This is a genomic window from Pseudomonas sp. LBUM1653 (assembly GCF_059716115.1).
The window spans coordinates 2957941-2980392 of the sequence record NZ_CP166803.1 but is presented as its reverse complement, the minus strand read 5'-3'; the positions used below and the strand labels follow the sequence as shown (position 1 = coordinate 2980392).

The 22452-nt window shown below is 60.9% G+C and carries 22 protein-coding genes; 10 read left to right on the top strand and 12 right to left on the bottom strand.

Annotated elements, in window-relative coordinates; all coding sequences use genetic code 11:
* The first annotated feature begins 1 nt into the window (after window position 1).
* Window positions 2-1612 carry an ABC transporter ATP-binding protein gene (locus tag ACA054_RS13565; RefSeq protein ID WP_497689840.1) on the top strand — a complete coding sequence of 537 codons (1611 nt, stop codon included), beginning with the start codon at window positions 2-4 and terminating at the stop codon, window positions 1610-1612.
* Between the two features lie 20 nt (window positions 1613-1632).
* The gene (gene fabI / locus ACA054_RS13560) at window positions 1633-2427 is read left to right on the top strand and encodes an enoyl-ACP reductase FabI (RefSeq protein WP_034146538.1); all 795 of its coding nucleotides are present in this window, start codon (window positions 1633-1635) and stop codon (window positions 2425-2427) included.
* Between the two features lie 240 nt (window positions 2428-2667).
* Here fabI and ACA054_RS13555 read toward each other — a convergent pair whose 3' ends face one another.
* From ACA054_RS13555 to ACA054_RS13530, 6 genes are all read right to left on the bottom strand, one after another.
* Window positions 2668-3240 carry a GGDEF domain-containing protein gene (locus ACA054_RS13555; RefSeq protein WP_497689839.1) on the bottom strand — a complete coding sequence of 191 codons (573 nt, stop codon included), beginning with the start codon at window positions 3238-3240 and terminating at the stop codon, window positions 2668-2670.
* A 73-nt stretch (window positions 3241-3313) separates the two neighbouring features.
* A complete protein-coding gene (locus tag ACA054_RS13550) occupies window positions 3314-3895 on the bottom strand; it encodes a hypothetical protein (RefSeq protein WP_497689838.1) in 582 nt (193 codons plus the stop codon).
* 1 nt (window position 3896) lies between these two features.
* Window positions 3897-6065, bottom strand: a complete 2169-nt coding sequence (locus ACA054_RS13545; protein ID WP_497689837.1) for a xanthine dehydrogenase family protein molybdopterin-binding subunit — start codon at window positions 6063-6065, stop codon at window positions 3897-3899.
* 5 nt (window positions 6066-6070) lie between these two features.
* Complete coding sequence (locus tag ACA054_RS13540) at window positions 6071-6526, bottom strand: (2Fe-2S)-binding protein (RefSeq protein WP_497689836.1); 456 nt, start codon at window positions 6524-6526, stop codon at window positions 6071-6073.
* A 1573-nt stretch (window positions 6527-8099) separates the two neighbouring features.
* Window positions 8100-9254, bottom strand: a complete 1155-nt coding sequence (locus ACA054_RS13535; RefSeq protein ID WP_497689835.1) for an NnrS family protein — start codon at window positions 9252-9254, stop codon at window positions 8100-8102.
* Entirely contained in the window at window positions 9254-9502 is a 249-nt protein-coding gene (locus ACA054_RS13530; RefSeq protein WP_497689834.1) for a transmembrane sensor/regulator PpyR, read from the bottom strand. The genes ACA054_RS13535 and ACA054_RS13530 overlap by 1 nt, the downstream gene beginning before the upstream one ends.
* Before the next feature lie 265 nt (window positions 9503-9767).
* On the opposite strand from ACA054_RS13530, the gene ACA054_RS13525 reads away from it, so the two are divergent.
* Window positions 9768-10271: a VOC family protein gene (locus tag ACA054_RS13525; RefSeq protein WP_497689833.1), complete on the top strand. Its 504-nt coding sequence runs from the start codon at window positions 9768-9770 to the stop codon at window positions 10269-10271.
* 33 nt (window positions 10272-10304) lie between these two features.
* Window positions 10305-11138 (top strand): AraC family transcriptional regulator, encoded by an 834-nt coding sequence (locus ACA054_RS13520; protein WP_497689832.1) that lies wholly within the window; start codon window positions 10305-10307, stop codon window positions 11136-11138.
* 249 nt (window positions 11139-11387) lie between these two features.
* Here the strand turns inward: ACA054_RS13520 and ACA054_RS13515 are convergent, their stop codons facing one another.
* Window positions 11388-11975, bottom strand: a complete 588-nt coding sequence (locus ACA054_RS13515; protein WP_497689831.1) for a LysE family translocator — start codon at window positions 11973-11975, stop codon at window positions 11388-11390.
* Window positions 11976-12064: 89 nt separating this feature from the next.
* A complete protein-coding gene (locus tag ACA054_RS13510; RefSeq protein ID WP_497689830.1) occupies window positions 12065-13396 on the bottom strand; it encodes an aminotransferase-like domain-containing protein in 1332 nt (443 codons plus the stop codon).
* 89 nt (window positions 13397-13485) lie between these two features.
* On the opposite strand from ACA054_RS13510, the gene ACA054_RS13505 reads away from it, so the two are divergent.
* The 5 genes from ACA054_RS13505 to ACA054_RS13485 all read left to right on the top strand — a co-directional run bounded on the left by ACA054_RS13505 (window position 13486) and on the right by ACA054_RS13485 (window position 17763).
* Entirely contained in the window at window positions 13486-14382 is an 897-nt protein-coding gene (locus ACA054_RS13505) for a DMT family transporter (protein WP_497689829.1), read from the top strand.
* Between the two features lie 90 nt (window positions 14383-14472).
* Window positions 14473-15093: a LysE family translocator gene (locus tag ACA054_RS13500; RefSeq protein WP_497689828.1), complete on the top strand. Its 621-nt coding sequence runs from the start codon at window positions 14473-14475 to the stop codon at window positions 15091-15093.
* A 122-nt stretch (window positions 15094-15215) separates the two neighbouring features.
* The gene (locus ACA054_RS13495) at window positions 15216-16298 is read left to right on the top strand and encodes a bifunctional transcriptional activator/DNA repair enzyme AdaA (protein WP_497689827.1); all 1083 of its coding nucleotides are present in this window, start codon (window positions 15216-15218) and stop codon (window positions 16296-16298) included.
* 30 nt (window positions 16299-16328) lie between these two features.
* On the top strand, window positions 16329-17141 hold the full coding sequence (locus tag ACA054_RS13490) for an isocitrate lyase/PEP mutase family protein (RefSeq protein ID WP_497689826.1): 813 nt from the start codon (window positions 16329-16331) through the stop codon (window positions 17139-17141).
* A 4-nt stretch (window positions 17142-17145) separates the two neighbouring features.
* Window positions 17146-17763, top strand: coding sequence for a DNA-3-methyladenine glycosylase family protein (locus ACA054_RS13485; protein ID WP_497689825.1), 618 nt, complete (start codon window positions 17146-17148; stop codon window positions 17761-17763).
* Window positions 17764-17854: 91 nt separating this feature from the next.
* Here ACA054_RS13485 and ACA054_RS13480 read toward each other — a convergent pair whose 3' ends face one another.
* From ACA054_RS13480 to ACA054_RS13470, 3 genes are all read right to left on the bottom strand, one after another.
* On the bottom strand, window positions 17855-18952 hold the full coding sequence (locus tag ACA054_RS13480; RefSeq protein ID WP_497689824.1) for an extracellular solute-binding protein: 1098 nt from the start codon (window positions 18950-18952) through the stop codon (window positions 17855-17857).
* Window positions 18953-18954: 2 nt separating this feature from the next.
* On the bottom strand, window positions 18955-20079 hold the full coding sequence (aguA, locus tag ACA054_RS13475) for an agmatine deiminase (protein ID WP_497689823.1): 1125 nt from the start codon (window positions 20077-20079) through the stop codon (window positions 18955-18957).
* 100 nt (window positions 20080-20179) lie between these two features.
* Complete coding sequence (locus tag ACA054_RS13470) at window positions 20180-21064, bottom strand: LysR substrate-binding domain-containing protein (protein WP_497689822.1); 885 nt, start codon at window positions 21062-21064, stop codon at window positions 20180-20182.
* Window positions 21065-21271: 207 nt separating this feature from the next.
* Between ACA054_RS13470 and ACA054_RS13465 the strand changes: the two genes are divergently transcribed.
* On the top strand, window positions 21272-21760 hold the full coding sequence (locus ACA054_RS13465; RefSeq protein WP_497689821.1) for a GFA family protein: 489 nt from the start codon (window positions 21272-21274) through the stop codon (window positions 21758-21760).
* A gap of 11 nt (window positions 21761-21771) precedes the next feature.
* Here the strand turns inward: ACA054_RS13465 and ACA054_RS13460 are convergent, their stop codons facing one another.
* Window positions 21772-22380 (bottom strand): MiaE family protein, encoded by a 609-nt coding sequence (locus ACA054_RS13460; protein ID WP_497689820.1) that lies wholly within the window; start codon window positions 22378-22380, stop codon window positions 21772-21774.
* Window positions 22381-22452 lie beyond the last annotated feature (72 nt).

Below are 22452 nucleotides of genomic sequence, written 5' to 3'. Positions count from 1 at the left end.
AATGAATCAGGACAATCTGATCGAAGTGCGCGACCTGGCCGTCGAATTTGTCGTTGGCGATCGTGTTCAACGGGTGGTCGAAGGCGTGAGCTTCGATATCAAGCGTGGCGAAACCCTGGCGCTCGTGGGCGAAAGTGGTTCCGGTAAGTCGGTGACGGCGCATTCGATCCTGCGCCTGCTGCCCTACCCGCTCGCCCGCCACCCGTCGGGGACCATCGAGTATTCCGGACAGAACCTGCTGAGCCTGAAAGAGAAAACCATCCGCCACATCCGCGGCAACCGGATCGCGATGATCTTCCAGGAGCCGATGACCTCGCTCAATCCGCTGCACTCGATCGAGAAGCAGATCAACGAGGTGCTGGGCATCCACAAGGGCCTGGTCGGCAAAGTGGCGACCAAGCGCACCCTGCAGCTGCTGGAGATGGTCGGCATACCTGAGCCGGAAAAGCGTCTCAAGGCCCTGCCCCACGAATTATCCGGCGGACAGCGCCAGCGAGTGATGATCGCCATGGCCCTGGCCAACGAGCCGGAACTGCTGATTGCCGACGAACCGACCACCGCGCTGGACGTGACCGTTCAGCTGAAAATCCTCGAGTTGCTCAAGGAATTGCAGGCCCGCCTGGGAATGGCTTTGCTGCTGATCAGTCACGATTTGAACCTGGTCAAAAGAATTGCGCATCGCGTATGTGTCATGCAGCGCGGTTGCATCGTCGAACAGGCATCGTGCGAAGAATTGTTCCGCGCGCCGCAGCATCCGTACACTCGGGAACTGCTGGCAGCGGAGCCCAGCGGCAACCCGGCGACCAACGTGATTGGCCCACCATTGCTGACGGTCGAGGATCTGAAAGTCTGGTTCCCGATCAAGAAAGGCTTGCTGAAAAAGACCGTGGATCACGTCAAGGCGGTAGACGGCATCAATTTCAGCCTGCTCCAGGGCCAGACCCTGGGGATTGTGGGAGAAAGCGGTTCCGGCAAGTCGACGCTGGGTCTGGCGATCTTGCGCTTGATCGGTAGCAAAGGTGGCATCCGTTTTGAAGGCAAGCAGCTAGACTGCCTGACGCAGCAACAGGTCCGGCCGCTTCGGCGGGAAATGCAGGTGGTGTTCCAGGACCCCTTCGGCAGCCTGAGCCCACGGATGAGCGTCAGCCAGATCGTCGGCGAAGGGCTGCGGATCCACAAGATGGGCACCGAGGCGGAACAGGAACAAGCGATCATTGCGGCACTCAGGGAGGTAGGTCTGGATCCGGAAACCCGGCACCGCTACCCCCACGAATTTTCCGGCGGGCAACGGCAGAGAATCGCCATTGCCCGGGCATTAGTGCTAAAACCGGCGTTGATTCTGCTGGACGAGCCGACTTCGGCCCTCGACCGCACCGTGCAACGCCAAGTGGTCGAGCTTTTACGATCACTGCAAAGCAAGTACAACCTGACGTATCTGTTTATCAGCCATGACCTGGCTGTCGTCAAAGCGCTGAGCCACCAGCTGATGGTGGTCAAGCATGGACAAGTGGTCGAACAGGGAGACGCGCAAAGCATTTTTGCCGCCCCCCAACATCCCTATACACAGCAGTTGCTGGAAGCCGCTTTCCTGGCTCCAGCCACTGCGCAATAACCTGAAAAGAGGAGCAACACATGGGTTTTCTCGCCGGTAAGCGCGTACTGATCGTCGGTGTCGCCAGCAAGCTGTCCATCGCATCCGGCATCGCTGCCGCCATGCATCGCGAGGGCGCTGAGCTTGCCTTCACTTATCAGAACGACAAACTCAAGGGTCGTGTCGAAGAGTTCGCACAAGGTTGGGGCTCGAGCCCTGAGCTGTGCTTCCCGTGCGACGTGGCCAGCGATGCGGAAATCGCCAAGGTCTTCGAAGAGCTGAGCAAGAAGTGGGACGGCCTGGACTGCATCGTGCACTCCGTGGGCTTCGCCCCGGGCGACCAACTGGACGGCGACTTCACCGAAGCCACCACCCGTGAAGGTTTCCGCATCGCTCACGACATCAGCGCCTACAGCTTCGTGGCCCTGGCCAAGGCCGGCCGCGAAATGATGAAAGGCCGCAACGGCAGCCTGCTGACCCTGTCGTACCTGGGCGCCGAACGCACCATGCCCAACTACAACGTGATGGGCATGGCCAAGGCTTCCCTGGAAGCCGGCGTACGTTACCTGGCCGGCTCCCTGGGCCCGGACGGTACTCGCGTGAACTGCGTATCGGCAGGCCCGATCCGCACCCTCGCCGCTTCCGGCATCAAGAACTTCCGCAAGATGCTGGCCGCCAACGAAGCGCAAACCCCGCTGCGTCGCAATGTCACCATCGACGAAGTCGGCAACGCCGGCGCCTTCCTGTGCTCGGACCTGGCGTCGGGCATCAGCGGCGAAATCATGTACGTGGACGGTGGTTTCAACACCACAGCCATGGGCAACATCGAAGAGTGATCTTCGGTTAGCCATAAAAACCCGCCTCGATAGGCGGGTTTTTTATGGCTGCGATTTCATGGATTACGCAAATCAATGTGAGAGCGAGCCTGCTCGCGATAACGGTGTGTCAGACAACATCAATTTTGAATGTCAGTCCGTCATCGCGAGCAAGCTCGCTCCCACAATTGATCGCATTTCAACTCGGTCAAATGTGGGAGCGAGCCTGCTCGCGAAGAGGCCCGCAAAAACAACACTAGACTAACGGCCCAACGCCGTTTCAGCCTCAACCAGCAACTCTTCAGCCGAGCCATGAAGTGCAGGGTCGAACTCGATCTGATCGATACTGAAACGAATCTCATACCCGCGATTCGCCGTGGCATTACGCTCATCGAGCATTTCGTCGAGTCGCGCCTTGATCGCCGTGATGTCCACGCCACACGAGCCCGTCAGCAAAGCAACGAAGGTCGCACCTTCCAGCCGGCCGATTACATCACTTTCCCGAAAACCGATGCGCAACATATCGGCAAAGGTTTTCAGCGCGTTGTCACCTTCAGCGCGCCCAAACAGATAGTTGACGCGCTTGAAGTCATCCAGATTGAAAAACAGCAGCGTCGCGGGCCTGTCCAGTTGCATGCAGGCCTCCAGCCCCAATTGAGCGAGAGCTATAAAGCCGTGCCGGTTGGGCAGCAGCGTCAACTCATCCATGCTCGCCATCTGCACCCCGATCAGCTCTTGCTCGGCTTTACGGGCAAGATCGCGCAAAAGCTCGCGCTCCTGTTGTGGCGTTCCTGCGCATACGCCTGTCTTGTGCGGTTTGCCTGGAATCAGCATCACATACTCCAACGGAGGGTATGTTCTTTAGAGCCCTCTATACCGGTTTGACTCCCTGTTCATTGACCGATGGTCAAGTCCCCAGCACCGTGCAAGGCCCTCCTGCCTCAGCCCAGCGCTTGAACTGGCTGACAAAAATGTCGTGCGGGACCGGCACCGGTGCGCGATTACCACCTGGATTCCAGCCCCAAAGCACCAACTTGTCTTCGCTGACATGCTTGATCAGCGCCGCGAAATCGCGGTCGCCATTGCTCGCACGATCCTTGATCATGCTGCACAACATGTCCGGCGGCAGACCGATCCAGGCCATTTTCTGCGCCGCCGGTGGCAGGCTCCAATGCGGCGCACCCGGCGGTGCATTGGCGCCGTAACTGGCCGGAGGATTGGCCTCGGCATGGCAACTGGCGCACGGCAAACCCGCTGCTCCCTTGCCGTCCATGCCGCGCATGACGTTCATCGCGTGGGGAATTGCCTCGTCGAACTGCAAGGGCGCATCACCGGGAATGTGGCAGTTCTGGCAGCGAGGGCTCTGGAACACCTGGCGAACCGTGTCGAAGGCCTTCACGGCCTCTTTGTCATCGGCGAACAGCTCTGTTGCATAGACAAAAAGGCAAATCAGTAGCACCGCGCCGAGCAACCAATGGTGTCGTTTCATCTCACACCCCCGACAGTTGCAGCGGCAGCTCACGCAGGCGTTGCCCGGTCAGGGCGTACACCGCGTTGGCCACTGCTGGCGCCGTGGGTGGCACACCGGCCTCGCCGATTCCACCGGGTTTCTCGCTGCTGGGCAGGATATGCACTTCGACCACCGGCATCTCGTTGAGCCGCAGCACCTGGTAATCGTGGTAGTTGGACTGCACTACCCTGCCGTCCTTGATCGTCAGTTTGCTGTGCAAGGTGAAGCCCAGGCCGAAGGCGATGCACGACTCCATTTGCGCCGCGATGCTCTGCGGATTGACCGCAATCCCGCAGTCCACCGCACACACCACCCGATGCACACGAATCGCCAGGTTGTCCTGGGACACTTCGGCGACCTGCGCCACGTAGCTGCCAAATGACTCATGCACCGCCACGCCCAAGGCATGGCCGTCCGGCAGCGGCGCCTTCCAGTTGGCCTTCTCCACCGCCAGGTTCAATACGCCAAGATGCCGTGGATGCGCCTTGAGCAAGGTCCGTCGATACTCCACCGGGTCCTGGCTGCACGCCGCGGCCAGCTCGTCGATCAGCGACTCCATGACGAAGGCGGTGTGGGAATGCCCCACCGAGCGCAGCCACAACACGCTGATGCCGGTCTTCGGCGAGTGCAGGTCCACCTGATGATTGGCCAGCTTCACCAGATAGGGACTGTCCGCCACGCCCTCCACGGACGTCTTGTCGATGCCATCCTTGACCCTGATGGCTTCGAGCGAGGTGCCGGCCATGATCGACTGTCCGACCAGCACATGCTTCCACGCCAGCGGCAGGCCATCGGCGCCCAGGCCGACTCGCGCCTGATGCAGGAACGCCGAGCGATAATAGCCGCCACGGATGTCATCCTCCCGCGCCCACACGGTCTTCACCGGCCCGCCCGCGGCTTTGGCGACCTGGACCGCTTCGGCGACAAAGTCCGATGTCGGATTGGCTCGCCGGCCGAAACCGCCGCCGAGGAATTCGGTGTGGATCTCGACCTGCTCGGGTTTGAGCCCGGTGATTTTGCCGGCGATCATCTGATCCAAAGTCTGAAACTGCGTACCGGTCCAGATCTCGCATTTGTCCTGGGTGATCTTCACGGTGCAGTTGAGCGGCTCCATGGGCGCATGGGCCAGGTAGGGCACGCTGTATTGGACGTCGAGGGTCTTGATCGCTTTGGCCAGTGCAGCCTGGGTATCGCCGGCCTGGCTGGCAGGCAGCCCGGGCGTGGCAGCGAGCTTGCGAAAATCCTCGAGCAATTGCTCACTGTCGAGCCCTGTGTTCGGCCCCAGGTCCCACTCGACATGCAGCGCATCACGCCCCAGTTTCGCCGCCCAGTAGTGATCGGCGATCACCGCCACGCCGGTCGGAACCTGCACCACTTTGTGTACACCAGGTATCGCCAGGGCCTCGGCGCCTTCAAAGGATTTGACGCTGCCACCGAACACTGGCGAACGCGCGACCATCGCGGTCATCAGGCCGTCGAACTGCACGTCCATGCCGAATTTGGCGCGTCCGGTTATTTTCTCCGGCGTATCCAGGCGCTTGGTAGGTTTGCCGATGATTTTCCAGTCCTTGGCCTCCTTGAGCTTGATCGACGCAGGGTCCGGCACTGGTAGCTTGCCGGCGTCATCCGCCAGTTCGCCGTAGGTGGCATGCTGGTCGCCGGCAATCACCACGCCCGACTCCGTGCGAATCCCGGTGGGCGCGACGTTGAAGCGCTTGGCTGCGGCCTCGACCAGCAGCAATCGCGCCGCCGCACCGGCCTGACGGTAGCGGTTGAACTCCATCCAGGTCGAGGTCGAACCGCCGGTGATCTGCATGCCGCCGAACCCGGCCAGACCGTAATCGGCGGCCGAAGCCGGTGAGTGCTCAACGCGGATTTTCGACCAGTCGGCGTCCAGTTCTTCGGCGATCAGCATGGTCAACCCGGTCCAGATGCCCTGGCCCATTTCCGAATGACCGAGCAACACGGTGACGCTGTTGTCATTGCCGATGCGCAGGAAGGCATTGGGTGCGAACACGTTGCCCTGGTTTTCCGCGCCCAGGGCAAAGCGATGGGCCCCGGGGATGACAAACGCCACCACCAGCCCGCCGCCCAGCACGGCACTGCCCTTGAGAAACCCCCGACGCGACAGCGGATCGATACTGTTCATGCCCATCAACCCAATTGTGCGGCGCGCTTGACCGCGGCGCGGATTCTTGGATAGGTGCCGCAACGACAGATATTGCCCGATAGCGCCTGGTCGATATCGCTGTCGGTCGGTTGCGGGATCTTTGCCAACAAGGCCGCCGCCGACATGATCTGCCCGGACTGGCAGTAGCCGCACTGCACCACATCGAGTTCGGCCCAGGCTTGTTGCACCGGGTGCGAGCCATCGATGGACAGGCCTTCGATGGTGAGGATTTTCTGCCCATGGGCCACGGCCGTGGCAGGTGTGATGCACGAGCGCAAAGGCGTGCCGTCGACGTGCACGGTACAGGCGCCGCACTGGGCCATGCCGCAGCCGAACTTGGTGCCGGTCAGGTGCGCGACATCGCGCAGGACCCAGAGCAGCGGCATGTCCGCGGGGACATCCAGCTCCTGGTCCTTGCCATTGATATTCAGGGTCAGCATTGCCAAGGTCCTCAGACTCACGGTGTTCTGAAGTTGGCGCCGCTGTGGCGATCGAGAACCTACGCGCGCCTTTGGGTTATCCCTACAGCTAAGCGCAAATTGCCCGGCAGGCCGAGGTGTATCGACCACCGGTCACAAAAGCGGCCTGGTAGCGTTGACGGAGTACATATCCATTGCTGCGGTAACGACCACTTAGGGTTTCGCCCTTACGGCGACTCACTTTTCCAAACGCCGGAATGCCGGCCCAGCGAAAAGTAAGCAAAAGGCTTTGCCCCACCACTCGGCGCCTCGCTTAGGCTCGGCATGCCCTCACTCCGGCATTGCTCCGTGGGTCGCCGCGATGGGCCATCCCTGGCCCAGCGCGGCTAAACCGGCGTCCTGCCGGTTTACCCACTGCGCAATGCCTGCGTTCGGCCATCGTGGTTTAACGGGGCGTCCAAATCTAAAGCCAAAGCGAGGCGGCCTGACAGCCGACCTGACTTTTACGGCTGTACCTGATCCCCTGTGGGAGCGAGCCTGCTCGCGATGGTCGTCAACGATAACGAGCCCTGTCTGGATGATCGCGTTGTCTAAACGTTCATCGCGAGCAGGCTCGCTCCCACAGTTGGATCGCGGACAGACCTGCAATCAGGTCGGCTTTAAGGCCGCCTCGCTCTGCTTTGGCTCTTGATTTTTCTTGCCCCCTCACGCCCTGAGCCCGTCCGTCAATCTGTGACTACCTCCATTGGCGCCTCTACCAATGTTGATCCATGCCGCGTCAAAGCCTGTGGGGATTGTTGTTTGAGTACATATCCATTTCTGCGGTAACGGCCGCTTATGGTTTCGCCCTTACGGCGACTCACTTTTCCAAACGCCGAAAAGTAAGCAAAAGGCTCTGCCCCACCACTCGGTGCCTCGCTAGGGCTCGGCATGCCCTCACTCCGGCATTGCTCCGTCGGTCGCCGCGATGGGCCATCCCTGGCCCAGCGCGGCTAAACCGGCGTCCTGCCGGTTTACCCACTGCGCAATGCCTGCGTTCGGCCATCGTGGTTAACGGGGTGCCCAAATCTAAAGCCAAAGCGAGGCGGCCTGACAGCCGACCTGACTTTTACGGCTGTACCTGCTCCCCTGTGGGAGCGAGCCTGCTCGCGATGGTCGTCAACGATAACGAGCCCTGTCTGGATGAACGCGTTGTCTGGAAGTCCATCGCGAGCAAGCTCGCTCCCACAGTTGGATCGCGGACAGACCTGCAATCAGGTCGGCTGTCAGGCCGCCTCGCTTTGGCTGTTGCTTTTGATTTTCTTGCCACATCGAGAGGCCGAGTGGAGGTTCTGCGCAGTGGGCAATCCGGCATGGATGCCGGTTTAGCCGCGCTGGGCCAAGGATGGCCCATCGCGGCGGGCCCACGGAGCAGGACCGGAGCGAGGGCATGCCGAGCATTAGCGAGGCACCGAACGCCAGGGGCAAGAGCCCTTGGTTACTTGGGGCTTTTCCAAGTGACTCGCTGTAAAAGCGAAACCATAAGTGGCCGTTACCGCAGGAATGGATATGTACACAGTCAACAAAATCAAGGTCGGCTGTCAGAACGCCTTCACTACAGCTTGGGCTTGAGCAACCCCCCCGTATAACCAAGCAAAAACAACCCAAACGCAGTACACCAAAGCAACGCCGACAACCCCAATCCCAACCCGGAAAACGGCACCAGCAACACCCGCGCCACGCCTGCGATCAACACCAGGACAAATCCCGCAACGATGACTTTCGACGGCTGCAGCGCCCGCCCGGTATGCCCCAGGCTGACCCGGGCGATCATCGCCAGAATCAACCCGCCAATGCCCCCCAACGCCAGTGAATGAGTGGCCAGGCTCTGTTGCGGCATCAAGCCGAGGTGCCACAGCGCCATGGCAAACACCGCCACCACCAGCCAGGCGTAAGACAGATACAGCGACCACAACAGCGGCACACTCCACATACCAAGGTCATGCCACCGCCACAACCGCAGCACGTGCAAAACGCCGATCAAGACAAACAACGCCGCTAACCAGCCCCGGGGCACGTCGTGCAAACCGAGGGCAAATGTCAGCGCAGCAAACAAACCACTCACTACCAGAACCCGCGTCGGCCATGGGTTGGCCGCCGGTGAAGCCGGGCGATTCAAGCCGCGCTGGATGAAGAAGGGGATCACTCGCCCGCCGATCACGCTCATCAGCGCCGCCACAAGCCACAGGGCAGCCAGCACGCCACGGCGTTGCAGGCCCACATCGTCGGTCGAGAGACCCCAAAGCGTCATGGCCTGACACCCGGCCAGCAGCATGACCATCAATAGAATCGGATAGTTGTCGCGCTTGCCAGCGGCTATCAGGTCGCGGCCCAGCACCCCAGCCAGCAGCGGCAGGAAAGGCAGTTGCAACAGCAGTAGCGCACCAGGAGCAATCGGCAGCAACCAGGCCATTCGTGCGACCACCCAGACCAGCACCAGCCCGATCAACGGCCAGCCCCTGAGCCCCGGTCGACCGGTCCAGTTCGGCACCGCCGTCAGCAGAAACCCGGCGATGATCGCCACGGCGAACCCGAACGGCATTTCGTGCCGATGCCAGGCGAGCATACCGCCCACCGGTTGCGCACCGGGCAATCGGCCGTACAACCACAGGGCCCAGATCGCCACCGCCAATGCGGCAAATGCGGCACCCGCGAGAAAGAACGGGCGAAAACCGAGACTGAAGACGGGAGCGGCGGCCAGTTTGCGCATCAGGCCAGCGCCACGATCTGAGTGTTGCTCAAACGGTGCTGGGCCAGCAGGCGCATGACATAACCGATTTTCAGCAGGGTCGGCCCGACGATGGTCATGGCGTGCAGCGACACCAGCGCCACGATCGACAGATGACCAGCATAGAGGTAAGCGCCGTAGATACCTGCCAGCAGCATCGCCAGGCCGACGCCGAGCACACGGCTGGAAAGGTGCAGGACATTCTGAGGATTGCTGAAGAAATGGAACATTTTCCGTACTCCTGTAGCAGTTCAGTTGTACGTGGGATGTATCAAGTCTCGTGCCAGATATTTAGCCCTTACAAATCAGGCACGTGAGGAACCACGTGTCATAACGACTCGCCGCAAAAATAGTCGGTATGACTCAGGCCGTAGTCATATCGACCGCACCCTGTAGGAAATCCTTACACACTCGGCGATCTACGGCACGGCCAGACCCGCGGAGGCTAGCTACGCTGATAGTCCAGCATGCAAAAACCTGCCAAGGAGACGCGCCATGCTTCACGTGCAAAAACTCACGCCCTGCCTGTGGTTCGATGGTCAGGCCGAAGAGGCCGCAAAGTTCTATTGTGCGATCTTCGATCATTCGAAAATCACCGCCATCACTCACTACGGCGAGGCCGGACAGGAGTTCCATGGCCGGGAAGTCGGTTCGGTCATGACGGTCAGCTTCGAACTCGACGGGCAGACTTTTACCGGCCTCAACGGTGGCCCGAACTTCACCTTCAACGAAGCGATCTCGTTCCAGGTCAACTGCCAGACCCAGGAAGAAGTCGACCACTTCTGGGGACGCCTGTCCGCTGGCGGACCGGTCGAGGCACAGCAATGCGGCTGGCTCAAGGACAAATTCGGCGTGTCCTGGCAAATCGTCCCGATGGCGATGATGGAGATGATCAAAGACCCCGACACGGCAAAATCCCAGCGCGCGATGCTGGCGATGATGCACATGAAAAAACTCGATATCGCCGAGCTGAAACGAGCCTTTGACGGCGAGAGCTAATACACTCAGGCGCTGATCTGCCAAGGATTGACCATGAAGCTCGCAAAGACCAGGGACGCCGACAAGGCCCCGCGCTTCTGGCGCGACGATGCCCTGCCCTTCATCGAAGCCCGCTCCATCGCCGACGGGCGCGAGGTCTGTTACACGCGGCATGCCCACGAGCACTTTTCCATCGGTGCGATCACCGCCGGGCGTAGCACCTATGTCCATGAGCAATCGAACTTTGAGGTCAGTGCCGGCACCGTCGTGCTGATGAACCCCGATGATGTCCATGCCTGCAATCCGATCGATGATCAGCCCTGGTCGTACCTGATGCTGTATGTCGACACCCCGTGGCTCACGGATTTGCAGCATCAGCTCGGGTTCAGCAACGATCTGGCGTTTCGCCGGTTCGCGGTCACCCATACCGCGGACCGTGCATTGTTAATTGGTTTGCAGGCGTTGTATCAGGTGTTGATCGATGAGCAGCAAGACGTGTTACGTAAACACAGCGCGGCCGTGGAGTTTTTCACCGAGGTGCAGCTACGCCTGAACCCGGCCGAACAACCGCTGCGCGAGCCGAACTTCAAGCTCGAGCGCGCCGCCGACTTCATCCGCGTGCACTGCACGCAAATGCTCAAGCTCGAAGATATCTGCGAAGCGGCGCAGTTGTCGCCGTCCTACCTGATCCGCGCGTTCAAGCAGCATTACGGCATGACGCCCCACGCCTTCCTGGTCAACCGACGCATCCAGTTCGCCCGGGATCAACTGCGCAATGGCAAGCTGATTGCTGACGTAGCACTGGAAGCAGGGTTTGCCGATCAGGCGCATTTCCAGCGGGCGTTCAAGCAGCATCTGGCGGCAACGCCGGGGCAGTATCGCGGTTGAACTCGCTCACTGTGTGCGCAGAGCTTCTGTGGCGAGGGGATTCAGCGAAACGTCGCACCGCCCCGTTCGGCGGCGAAGCCGTCGCAGTACCAGCAAGCACGGTTTACCAGAAAGAATGCATAGGGCCGCTTCGCAGCCCAACGGGGCGGTGCGACGTTTCGCTGAATCCCCTCACCACAAAAATCCTCTTGCCACAAAAATCCCCTCGCCACAGGTTTTTCCTCGCTTCAAAATTGGTTGAACCAGTGTCTATGGCAACACCAGATAAATGGCACTCACCGCCAGCAACAACGCCATGCCCCGATTGAACAAGCGCATCCCCGCCGGGTTGTTCAAGTAGCCGCGCAAGAACGTCCCGGCGTAGGCCCAGCAGCCGACCGACAGGTAGCAGATCACCAGGTATACCGCCGCGAACTGCCACACCAGGCGAGCCTCGCCATCGGCGACGAACGCGCCCATGCCGGCCACGCAGGCCAGCCAGGCTTTCGGGTTGAGCCATTGCATGACCGCGCCGTAGAGCATCGACGGCGCGCGGCCCGAGTCCTTGGCCTCCAGCTGCCCGTTGTCGGCGGCCAGTTTGAACGCCATGTACAACAGGAACGCCACCCCGGCCCACTGCACCACTTGCGTCATTGCCGGCCACAACTGCAGCAGCTCATGCAAGCCCAACCCCATCAGTACCAGCAGCAACACGAACCCCAGCGTCGCCCCGGCCACATGCCGCTGACTGGCGCGAAAGCCGAAGCGCGCCCCCGAACCCAGCGCCACGATATTCACCGGCCCCGGCGTGATTGAAGCGGCCAACGCAAACGCCGCCATGGACATGATCAAACTCATCGCACACCTGCTCAGTCAATTGAACCAGACGTCAATGTAAGGAGCCCTGTGGTGCGCGTATTGAAGAAAACTGCCCTCGGAGGTGCCCGCTATGAGTAATAGCCGACCACCCTCTTCACCTTCACCAACGCCTGGCGTAGCGCGACCATGTCCACCGAGCCTAGCGCCAGGCGTATCGCGTGCGGAACATGATGGGTAATCGCAAAGGGTTCGGCGGGCGACACCGACACCTGCTCGCGCATCAACGCCATGGCGATCTGGTCGGCCCGGGCGTCCTCGGCCAAGGGCAACCAGATGAAATACGACGACGGATGGCTGATGGTCTTCAGCCCCGCCAGCACCTCACGGGCCAAGGCTTGCCGGGCCTGTGCGTCCGCGCGCTTTTGCGCCTCGAGTTTGCTGACAGTGCCGTCGTCGAGCCAGGCCGTGGCAATGGCCGTCATCACCCCGGGGGTGTTCCAGGTGGTCGCCATGATGGTGCGTTCAAATCCGCCAATCCATTGCGCCGGCGCGGCGACAAAACCGACGCGCAACCCGGTGGCGACATTCTTGGATAAACCACTGACGTACACCGTTCTTTCCGGCGCCATTTCAGCCAGGGGTGGCGGTGCGTCTTCAGCCAGGAAAGCGTAGGCCGCGTCCTCGATGATCGTCAGGTCATACCGGCGTGCAATGGCCACCAGCTGCTTGCGCTGATCGGCGTCCATCACCCAACCCAGCGGATTGTGCAAGGTCGGCATCGAGTACACGGCTCGCACTGATCGAATCCGGCACAGTTTGTCCAGGGCAGGCAGATCAGGCCCTTTGTCCGTGACGGGAATGGGCAGGACTTCAAGATGCAGCGTTTCGGCCAGCGTTTTGAAGCCCGGATAGGTCAAGGCGTCCGCGGCAATCACATCGCCGGGCTTGAGCAGGGTCATCATCACCACCGCCAGGCCGTGCTGGGCGCCACTGACGATCAGCACCTGTTCGGCCGGCACGTTCAGGCCACGTTCGCCCAGATGACGCGCGAACGAAGCCCGCTCGTGCAGGCGCCCGGCGTGGGGCTGGTAACGCAGGAGGGACTCCAGATCACCGGACAACGCGAGCTGGCGCAGGGCGTTGCGCAATAGATCAGCTTGACCTGGCAATGACGGGTAGTTGAAGTTGAGGTCGATCATCCCCGCCGCCACCACCGACTGCGAAATGCCCTGGCCCGGAGGCAACGAGGTCTCCCGGACAAAAGTCCCGCGTCCGGTTTCGCCACTGACCAGGCCCATGCTCTCGAGCTCGGCATACACCCGGCTGGCGGTGACCAATGCCAATCCCTGCTCAGTGGCCAGTTGCCGGTGAGTCGGCAGGCGTGTACCGGGGGGCAAACGCCCCGAGCGGATGTCAGCGGCAAAGGCGTCAACCAGCGTTTTGTAGCGGGATCGGGGCATGTCGAGATGTATCCATGACAATTTTTTGATTGTATCGATAGTCAGCCATAGGATGGGTTTCGTGCAATCAATCAATGAGCGTGAGCCTGATGGAACGGACTTCGAACTTGCAAAACCCGACACTGGATAGCAACGCCAGCGGCTGGATCAACGGCCTGATCGGCGTGGTGATTTTCAGCGGCTCACTGCCCGCGACGCGAGTGGCAGTGCTGGAATTTGATCCGGTGTTCCTGACGGTGGCCCGCGCTACCATCGCCGCGATTCTGGCGCTGTGCCTGTTGTTACTGTTCAAGGAAAAACGCCCCGCGCGTGATCAGCTTGTGCCCTTGTTTATCGTGGCGCTGGGCGTGGTGGTGGGGTTTCCGCTGTTAACTGCGCTGGCGCTGCAATACGTCACGTCTGCGCATTCCATCGTGTTCGTCGGCCTGCTGCCGCTCGCTACCGCAGTGTTCGGCGTCTTGCGCGGTGGCGAACGCCCCCGGCCAGTGTTCTGGATCTTCTCGGTGCTGGGCAGTCTGCTGGTGGTCGGGTTCGCCGTTGCCCAGGGCCTGACGGCTTCACCCCAAGGCGACATCCTGATGCTGTTGGCGATCCTGGCCTGCGGACTGGGGTATGCCGAAGGGGCGAAGTTGTCCCGCACACTCGGCGGCTGGCAGGTGATTTCCTGGGCGCTGGTGCTGGCACTGCCGGTCATGGCTGCATTGACCTGGTGGCGGCTGCCCGCCTCGTTCGCCAGCATCAGTACACCGGCCTGGTTCAGCCTGGGCTACGTGTCGCTGTTCAGCATGCTGATCGGTTTTGTGTTCTGGTATCGCGGACTGGCGCAAGGGGGCATTGCCGCCGTTGGGCAACTGCAACTGTTGCAACCATTTTTCGGCCTGGCTCTGGCCGCGACCTTGCTGCATGAACACGTTAGCCTGGGCATGCTGGGCGTCACCGTGGCGGTGATCCTGTGTGTGGCCGGGGCGAAAAAGTTCGCGCGCTAGCCACTGGTACGCTGCCTGCGTCCATGACTGTATGGGTCAAGCCGCTGGGCAGCTGTGATAAAAATACGGCTCCTGCTGTTGGAGCCGATCATGGACCTCACCACCCTCACCCTCTTCCTTCCGGCCTGCTTCGCCCTGAACATGGCGCCAGGTCCGAACAACCTGCTATCGGTCAGCAACTCGACCCGCTATGGCTACCGCATCGCGTGCCTGGCCGGTATTGGTCGTTTGCTCGCCTTCGCCGCCATGATCGCCCTCGCCTCGGCCGGTCTGGCGGTGGTGCTGCAAACCTCGGAATTGTTGTTCTACGGGATCAAGATTCTCGGAGCGGCGTACCTGTTTTATCTCGCCTGGCAGTTGTGGCGCGCCAACCCCGGCTTGGAAGCCGCGGTAAGCGCCCCGCCGGTGGGGATGCTGGCGTTGGCCCGGCAAGAGTTTCTGGTGGCGGCCGGCAACCCCAAGGCAATCCTGATTTTCACCGCGTTCCTGCCGCAATTCGTCGACTCGACCCACGCCATCGCACCGCAATTCGCGGTGTTGGGCGCCCTGTTCCTGATCCTGGAATGGATCGCCATCGGCGCCTACGCTTACATGGGCCTGCACATGCGCCGCTGGTTTGCCAAACCGTCGGGCAAGCGTATTTTCAATCGCTGCTGCGCGGGGTTATTGTCGGCGGCGGCTTCAGTGTTGCTGATGGCGCGTCTGGCCTAAAGAACTGAGAAAGATCAACAGATCGCAGCCTTCGGCAACCTCCTACAGGTCATCTCAACGAAACGGAATTCTCTGTCGAATTTCCGGTGGAGCCTGTCCCTGCCCCGTTCTATGCTGCACCCATGAACCTACAAGACACGCTACTGCCGCCCCACGCCGAGATGGTTCGCGCCATGCTGGAACGAGACACCACCTACGAGGGGGTGTTTTTCACTGCAGTCAAGACAACCGGTATTTTCTGCCGTCCTGGTTGTACCGCTCGCAGCCCGAAACCTGCGAATGTCGAGTTCTTCGCCCACGCCGATGAGTGCCTGGCGGCGGGGTACCGTGCTTGCCTGCGTTGCAAACCCATGGACGCCGCCGCGATTGCACCGCACTGGGTGCAGCAGCTGCTTAAGGCAGTGGACGCCGATCCCGAGCAACGCTGGACCGACGCCCAGTTAATGGCCGAAGGCATCGAACCGCTGAAACTGCGCCGCTGGTTCAAGCAGCATTTCGGCATGACCTTTCATGCCTGGCTGCGCACCCGACGCCTCGGCATGGCCTTGGGCGGGATCAAGCAGGGGGATTCCATCGACAACGCTGCGTACAACTCCGGTTACGAATCCCTCAGCGGCTTTCGCGATGCATTCCAGAAGTCTTTCCACATTACACCGGGCCGCGCCGCCAACAGTGAGCCGCTGCTGTTCACGCGTCTAACCACCCCGCTGGGGCCGATGATCGCCATGGCCGAACGTCGCGGACTGGTGTTACTGGAGTTCCTCGACCAACCCAACCTGACCCGGGAAGTGCAAGCGCTGCAAAACCGCTTCGGTTATGCCGTGGCGCCGGGGCATAACGGGCATTTGCAGCAAATCGAAGACCAACTGACCGGGTATTTCGCCGGCGAACGTACTGAATTCAGCGTTGCCTTGCACATGCCCGGTAGCGAATTTTCCCGCCAGGTATGGGCCGAACTGGCAAACATCCCCTATGGCCAGACCACCACCTACGGCGCGATCGCTGCCCGCCTCGGCAAACCCGGCGCCAGTCGGGCGGTGGGTCTGGCCAACGGTCGCAACCGCCTCTCGATTGTGCTGCCCTGCCACCGTGTGATCGGTGCTGATGGTTCGCTTACGGGCTACGCTGGAGGCCAACCGCGCAAAGCGTTTCTGCTCAGACTGGAAAACGCGGCAATGCAGATCACCCAACAACTCGCGTTCTGATCCCACCCATTTCAAAAGGAAGGAATCCCGATGGACAGGCTTGATGATCAACTTCATGCACTGCATCACGACGGTCTGCTGATCCTCACCAACGTCGCCGACGCTGCCGGGGCGCGGCTGGTGGAGCAACTGGGCAACAAGGCCGTGGCGACCAGCAGCGCGGCAGTGGCCTGGGCCCATGGTTATCCGGACGGCAACACCCTGCCCCTTGAGCGACTGGTGTCGACGGTCGAATCCATCGCCCGGGTAATTTCGGTGCCGTTGACCGTGGACATCGAGGCTGGCTACTCCGACGATCTGGCACGGGTTGCCGAAGTGGTGGATGCGGTCATCGCCGCCGGTGCGGTCGGGATCAATATCGAGGACGGTGCAGCGCCGCCTGAACTGCTCGTGCACAAGATTGAAATCGCGCGCCAGGTTGCCGATCGCCGCAACGTGAACCTGTTTATCAACGCACGCACCGATGTGTACCTCAGGAGCCTGGTTCCCGCCGAAGATCGCGTGGCGGAAACCCTGAGGCGCGCCGCGTTGTACCAGGCGGCGGGTGCCAACGGTTTGTTCGCGGCTGGCGTTACATCGGAGTACGAGATCGCGGCGCTGTGCCGGGGCACCACGCTGCCACTCAATGTGCTCGGTTTCCCTGGCCTGCCGTCACTGGAAGAGTTGCAAACACTGGGCGTGCGCCGCTTGAGCGCCGGCTCCGGCATCGCCGAGTTCCTTTATGGCGCCATGGCCACACTGGCAAAAAACTTTCTGCAGACCGGCAAGCTCGACAGCCATGACCTCAAGGCTTTCACCTATGGCGAAGTCAACGCGTTGCTCAAACCGCCGGGGAAAGCCTGAGCCCATGCCGGACGATTATTTACCCGCCACCGAGTTTCTAGCGTCCCTTGATGAGGATTGGCGTCGCCACATCGACGCCATCGGCCCGTGCCTGCATCAACCTCACGCGGCCCGAGATCCCTATGAGTCGCTGGTGCGGGCGATTGCCTACCAGCAACTTCACGCCAAGGCCGGGGATGCAATTGTCGGCCGGTTGCTGGCGCTGTACCCATCGGTGGCGTTTCCGCGGCCTGAGCAGATTGTGGCGACAGATTTTGATCGACTGCGCAGTTGCGGCTTTTCCGCCAGCAAGATTGCGACCATTCAAGGCATCGCCCAGGCTGCACTGGACGGCGTGGTGCCGGATTACGCCACGGCGCTGGCCATGGACGATGAAGCATTGATCGAACGCCTGATCACCCTGCGCGGTGTGGGGCGCTGGACCGTCGAGATGCTATTGATCTACAGCCTGGAGCGGCCTGACATTTTGCCGGCGGATGACTTTGGCGTGCGCGAGGGTTATCGCCGGCTCAAGGGGTTGGAGGTGCAGCCGTCGCGCAAGCAGATGATTGAGATCGGGTTGGCGTGGAGCCCGTATCGGACTGTGGCGTCGTGGTATTTGTGGCGGGTGCCTGGCAGGTAGACCGCGTTATCGTTCTTCGCGAGCAGGCTCGCTCCCACAGGGGAACGCATTTCAAATGTGGGAGCGAGCCTGCTCGCGAAGGCGTCAGTCATTACAACCCCGACTTCAACCGCGTAAACGCCCGAATCAAAGCCCGGTTGAACGCCTTGCCATTGTCATTCTTGCTGTACAACGAAGCCCGCACCGCCTGCGTCGGATAAGTCCCCGGATCATTGCGAATCGCCGGGTCGATCAAGGTATCCGCCGCCGTAATCGCATTGGCATAGTGGATAGTGTCGGTGATCGGCGCGATCACTTCAGGCGTCATCAGGTAATCCATCAATGCCAGCCCCGCCTCGGGATGCGGGGCATCCTTGGGAATGACCATGGCATCGAACCAGATCAGCGTGCCCTCTTTCGGTATCCGGTACTGCAACGAAAACGGCTTTTCAGCCGCTTGTGCCTGACCGGCCGCGATGGCCACGTTACCGTTCCACGACATCGCCACACAGGTATTGCCATTGGCCAGGTCGCTGATGTTCAGGTCGTTGTCGAAGTAGCGAATGTACGGGCGAATCTTCGCCAGTTGCTGTTCGGCCAGTTTCAGGTCATCGAGGTTCTGGCGGTTGATGTCCAGCCCCATGTATTTCATCACCGCCGCGAATACTTCGTTAGGGTCGTTGAGCAGGCTGACCCCGCAATCGGCGAATTTCGACACCACCGCCGGATCGAACAGCATTGCCCAGCTGTCCGTTGGCGCATCGGGCAGGCGCTGCTTGACCGCCTCTTCCTGAAAACCCACGCCGGTGGTGCCCCAGGCGTAGATCCCGGCATATCGGTTGCCCGGATCGAACACCGCCATGTGCTGGCGGAACTCCTCGCCGACACCGGCAAAATGCGGTATTTGCTGCTTGTCGACGGTCTGAATGGCGCCGCTCTGGATCGCTCGGGACAGATGCTGCCCCGCCGTCAGCACCAGGTCATAACCGCTGCGACCGGTCAGCAGTTTGGTCTCGACGGTTTCCAGGGAATCGAAGTGATCGGCGACGACATGGATACCGGTTTTCTTCTCGAAATTGGTCAAGGTGTCCGGGGCCAGGTACTCGCCCCAGATATACAGATTCACCACCGGTTTGGCGGTGTCGGCAGCCTGCACACACAGGGGTGCAAGCACCAGCAATATTGCTTGAGTCAGTTTGTGCAGGCCCACGGTTACACTCCCTTTTTGTTGCAGGCAGTGCCAGCGTACTGCGGCATGGTGATGCACGCGACGTTGCCGCCACCGAGGAGAATTTCCCGGGAGTTCTCGATGCCGACGATCTTGTGCTGCGGGAACAGCTCGGCGAGGGTCGCCAGTGCCACCTGATCATTGCGATCGCCAAACAGCGGCACCACGATCGAAGTGTTACCGGCGTAGTAATTGATATAGGACGCGCAGATTTTTGTTCCAGCCTGACGAGTATGCGTGCTGTCCTGTTGATCCAGCCCCTCGGCCTCTTCAGCGGTCCATTCCAGCACATCCGGTTGTGGCAGCTTGTGCACAATCAACTCGCGACCACGGCTGTCGCGGGTGCTGCGCAGGATATCGTAGGCCTCCTGGTAGATTTCCCACTGCGGGTCGTCGCGATTGTCGGTCCACTGCAACACCACTTCACCGGGGCGCACGAAGCACGCCAGATCGTCGACGTGGCCGTCGGTTTCGTCGAACTTGCAGCCCCGTGGCAACCAGATGACTTGCTCGGCGCCCAGATAATCGGTCAGCCGCCGGGTGACTTCGTCCTTGCCCAGATGCTGGTTGCGGTTTCGGTTGAGCAGGCATTGCTCGGTGGTGAGTATGCTGCCCTGACCGTCGCTCTGGATGCCGCCGAGTTCGGCAATCAACGGCGCGCGATAGCGGTCGAAGCGTTCGATTTCGAGGATTTTGCTGGCGATCTGGTCGTCCTTGTCCCACGGATAGTACAAGCCGCCGTCAAGGCCGCCGTAGGCGTTGAACTCGAAGTCGACGCCGCGCACTTCGCCGCTCTGATCATTGACCACAAAGCACGGCCCGCTGTCGCGGAACCAGGTGTCGTTGCAGGTCATTTCCACCACCCGCACTTGTGGCGGCAACTGCCGGCGAGCGGTGGCGAATTGCGCGGCCGAGGCGCAGACGGTGACCGGTTCGCTTTGGGAGATGGCGGTGACGATCTGCACCCAGACTTTTTGCGCAGGCTTGGCGCCATTGCGCCAGACGTCGGTACGCTCAGGCCAGCCGAGCCAGCAGCCGGACTTGGTTTCGAATTCGCCGGGCAAACGGAAACCGTCGAGTTTGGGAGTGGAATCGAGCAAACGTGCCATGGGCAAACCTCATCAGCGGGGATTGGAATGACCACAGGCTAAGTTCGCTGGCGTCCTCCTCGCCAACGATGATTATTTCGGAACACTTGAATTCAACTCATCAATCGACCAGCTGATCGTTGAACCATTCGAGCATCTGCGCCACGGCGGGCCGCTCCAGGCGAACCCGCTCGCACACCAGCGCGTATTGCCCCAATGCCGTCATGCTTGAAGTGAATGGCCGGACCAGGCGACCACTGAGTAAATCTTCCTGGGCCGTCAGGTTATCGCCCATGGCCACGCCCTGCCCTTGGGCCGCGGCTTCCAGGGCCAACCCGGCGTGGGCGAAATACAGTTGCCGTTCCGGGCGCTGATCGCCGGCATGGCTGGTGAGCCAGGCGGTCCAGGTCTTGCCGTCCTGATCGTCATGCAGCAGGCAATGGCGTGTCAGGTCCTTCGGTGTTTTCAGCGTGCCTTGGTTGAACAGACCGGGACTGCACACGGGGAAGAACTGCAGCGCCGGCAATGGCCGGACGAAATACGCACTGCTGTCCACTGGGCCTGTGCCGTAGGTGATCGCCAGGTCTATGTCCTCTCCCGGTGCCGTGGCGTCGATCGGTTGTTCGTAGAGGTGCAAGGTGATGTGCGGATAGCGCGCATAGAAATCCGAGAGACGACTCATCAACCACTTTTGCGCGAGCTCGGCGGTGACCGCCAGGCGCAACACCGCCAGGGACGATGGGTCGCGTAGTTCATCGCAGGCATCGCCGATCAGTTCGAAGGCTTGTTGCAGGCTTTGCATCAGGCGACCGGCGGCCATGGTCGGGCGAATCTGCCGGCCTTCGCGCACAAACAGCGAGACGCCAAGCTGTTCTTCCAACTGGCGGATCTGATGGCTGACGGCGCTGTCGGTGACGCACAACTCCGCCGCCGCCCGGCCAAAATGAGCGTGACGGGCGGCGCATTCGAAGGTTCTGAGGGCTGCCAGGGAAGGGAGACGTCGCATCGGGTCAGGTCCGGGATTCGAGGCGCCCATGCTGATCCGATGGACCGTGGGCGTCCAGTGGGACAGCGTTTTCGTTCTTCGCGAGCAGGCTCGCTCCCACAGGGAATTCATTTCACATGTGGGAGCGAGCCTGCTCGCGAAGGCGTCGGCAATCGCGCCACATATCTTCTAGGCTGAACCGAATCACTTCAGCCAGCGGAGACCACCATGCAACTCGAAGGCTCTTGCCATTGCGGCGCGGTGTCGTTCAGCCTGACCAGCGCCCACCCCTACCCCTATCAACGCTGCTATTGCTCGATCTGCCGCAAAACCCAGGGTGGTGGCGGTTATGCGATCAATATTGCCGGGGACGCCAATAGCCTCAAAGTGCGCGGGCGCAAGAACATCGCGATCTACCATGCCCTGCTCAAGGACGAAGGCGAGAAGCGCGCCCACCGTAGCAGCGCCGAGCGGCATTTCTGTTCGCTGTGCGGCTCGGGTTTATGGCTGTTCAGCCCCGAATGGCCGGAACTGATCCACCCCTTCGCCTCGGCCATCGACACACCGCTACCGGTGCCACCGCAGCACACGCATTTGCTGCTGGACTCCAAGGCCCCCTGGGTCGAGGCCGAAGTGAAGCCTGGCGATAAACAGTTCGACGTTTACCCCGAAGAATCGATCGCAGAGTGGCATGAACGCCTGGGTTTGAGCCGTTAGAGCAAAGTTCCTTAAGCCGCTACAGGCACACCGCTGTGAAAGCGAAACTCCACATCCGGCGATTCGATCAGTTCCTGCTCGGCGGCCCGCACCTTGTCGATTACCTGAGCGATGTCCTTGGCGTCACCGTACTGGTAAGCCAGCTTCAGGTAACCCTGGAAGTGCCGGGCCTCGCTTTTGAGCAAGCCGAAGTAGAACTTGCCCAGTTCTTCGTCCAGATGCGGTACCAAAGCCTCAAAACGCTCGCAACTGCGGGCTTCGATGAACGCACCGACCACCAATGTATCCACCAGTTTGACCGGTTCGTGACTGCGTACCACTTTGCGCAGCCCCGAGGCGTAACGCCCGGCGGACAACTGACGCAACTCGATCTTGCGTTTTTTCATCAGGCGCATGACCTGCTCGTGGTGCACCAGCTCTTCCCGGGCCAGACGCGACATCATGTTGATCAAATCGACGTGGGAGTGATATTTGGCAATCAGGCTAAGCGCCGTGCTGGCCGCCTTGAACTCGCAATTCTTGTGGTCGATCAGCAGGGTGTCCTGATCGGCCAAAGCGGCCTGAACCCAGCCATCCGGGGTGCGGCAGCCGAGGAACTCGTGAATTTCGGGAAGGATCATGGGGCTCACGGAAAAAAGATATAGATAGGTATAAAACGAAGGGCGCCGATTATACCGGCCTGCCCCAAGACC

Coding starts and splice junctions, on each gene's coding strand:
- ACA054_RS13495 (WP_497689827.1), top strand. CDS start 15,216: ATGAACCTACAAGACACGCTACTGCCGCCCCACGCCGAGATGGTTCGC.
- ACA054_RS13530 (WP_497689834.1), bottom strand. CDS start 9,502: ATGTTCCATTTCTTCAGCAATCCTCAGAATGTCCTGCACCTTTCCAGC.
- fabI (WP_034146538.1), top strand. CDS start 1,633: ATGGGTTTTCTCGCCGGTAAGCGCGTACTGATCGTCGGTGTCGCCAGC.
- ACA054_RS13545 (WP_497689837.1), bottom strand. CDS start 6,065: ATGAACAGTATCGATCCGCTGTCGCGTCGGGGGTTTCTCAAGGGCAGT.
- ACA054_RS13470 (WP_497689822.1), bottom strand. CDS start 21,064: ATGCGACGTCTCCCTTCCCTGGCAGCCCTCAGAACCTTCGAATGCGCC.
- ACA054_RS13525 (WP_497689833.1), top strand. CDS start 9,768: ATGCTTCACGTGCAAAAACTCACGCCCTGCCTGTGGTTCGATGGTCAG.
- ACA054_RS13490 (WP_497689826.1), top strand. CDS start 16,329: ATGGACAGGCTTGATGATCAACTTCATGCACTGCATCACGACGGTCTG.
- ACA054_RS13550 (WP_497689838.1), bottom strand. CDS start 3,895: ATGAAACGACACCATTGGTTGCTCGGCGCGGTGCTACTGATTTGCCTT.
- ACA054_RS13540 (WP_497689836.1), bottom strand. CDS start 6,526: ATGCTGACCCTGAATATCAATGGCAAGGACCAGGAGCTGGATGTCCCC.
- aguA (WP_497689823.1), bottom strand. CDS start 20,079: ATGGCACGTTTGCTCGATTCCACTCCCAAACTCGACGGTTTCCGTTTG.
- ACA054_RS13485 (WP_497689825.1), top strand. CDS start 17,146: ATGCCGGACGATTATTTACCCGCCACCGAGTTTCTAGCGTCCCTTGAT.
- ACA054_RS13460 (WP_497689820.1), bottom strand. CDS start 22,380: ATGATCCTTCCCGAAATTCACGAGTTCCTCGGCTGCCGCACCCCGGAT.
- ACA054_RS13500 (WP_497689828.1), top strand. CDS start 14,473: ATGGACCTCACCACCCTCACCCTCTTCCTTCCGGCCTGCTTCGCCCTG.
- ACA054_RS13555 (WP_497689839.1), bottom strand. CDS start 3,240: ATGCTGATTCCAGGCAAACCGCACAAGACAGGCGTATGCGCAGGAACG.
- ACA054_RS13505 (WP_497689829.1), top strand. CDS start 13,486: ATGGAACGGACTTCGAACTTGCAAAACCCGACACTGGATAGCAACGCC.
- ACA054_RS13565 (WP_497689840.1), top strand. CDS start 2: ATGAATCAGGACAATCTGATCGAAGTGCGCGACCTGGCCGTCGAATTT.
- ACA054_RS13535 (WP_497689835.1), bottom strand. CDS start 9,254: ATGCGCAAACTGGCCGCCGCTCCCGTCTTCAGTCTCGGTTTTCGCCCG.
- ACA054_RS13515 (WP_497689831.1), bottom strand. CDS start 11,975: ATGAGTTTGATCATGTCCATGGCGGCGTTTGCGTTGGCCGCTTCAATC.
- ACA054_RS13510 (WP_497689830.1), bottom strand. CDS start 13,396: ATGCCCCGATCCCGCTACAAAACGCTGGTTGACGCCTTTGCCGCTGAC.
- ACA054_RS13465 (WP_497689821.1), top strand. CDS start 21,272: ATGCAACTCGAAGGCTCTTGCCATTGCGGCGCGGTGTCGTTCAGCCTG.
- ACA054_RS13520 (WP_497689832.1), top strand. CDS start 10,305: ATGAAGCTCGCAAAGACCAGGGACGCCGACAAGGCCCCGCGCTTCTGG.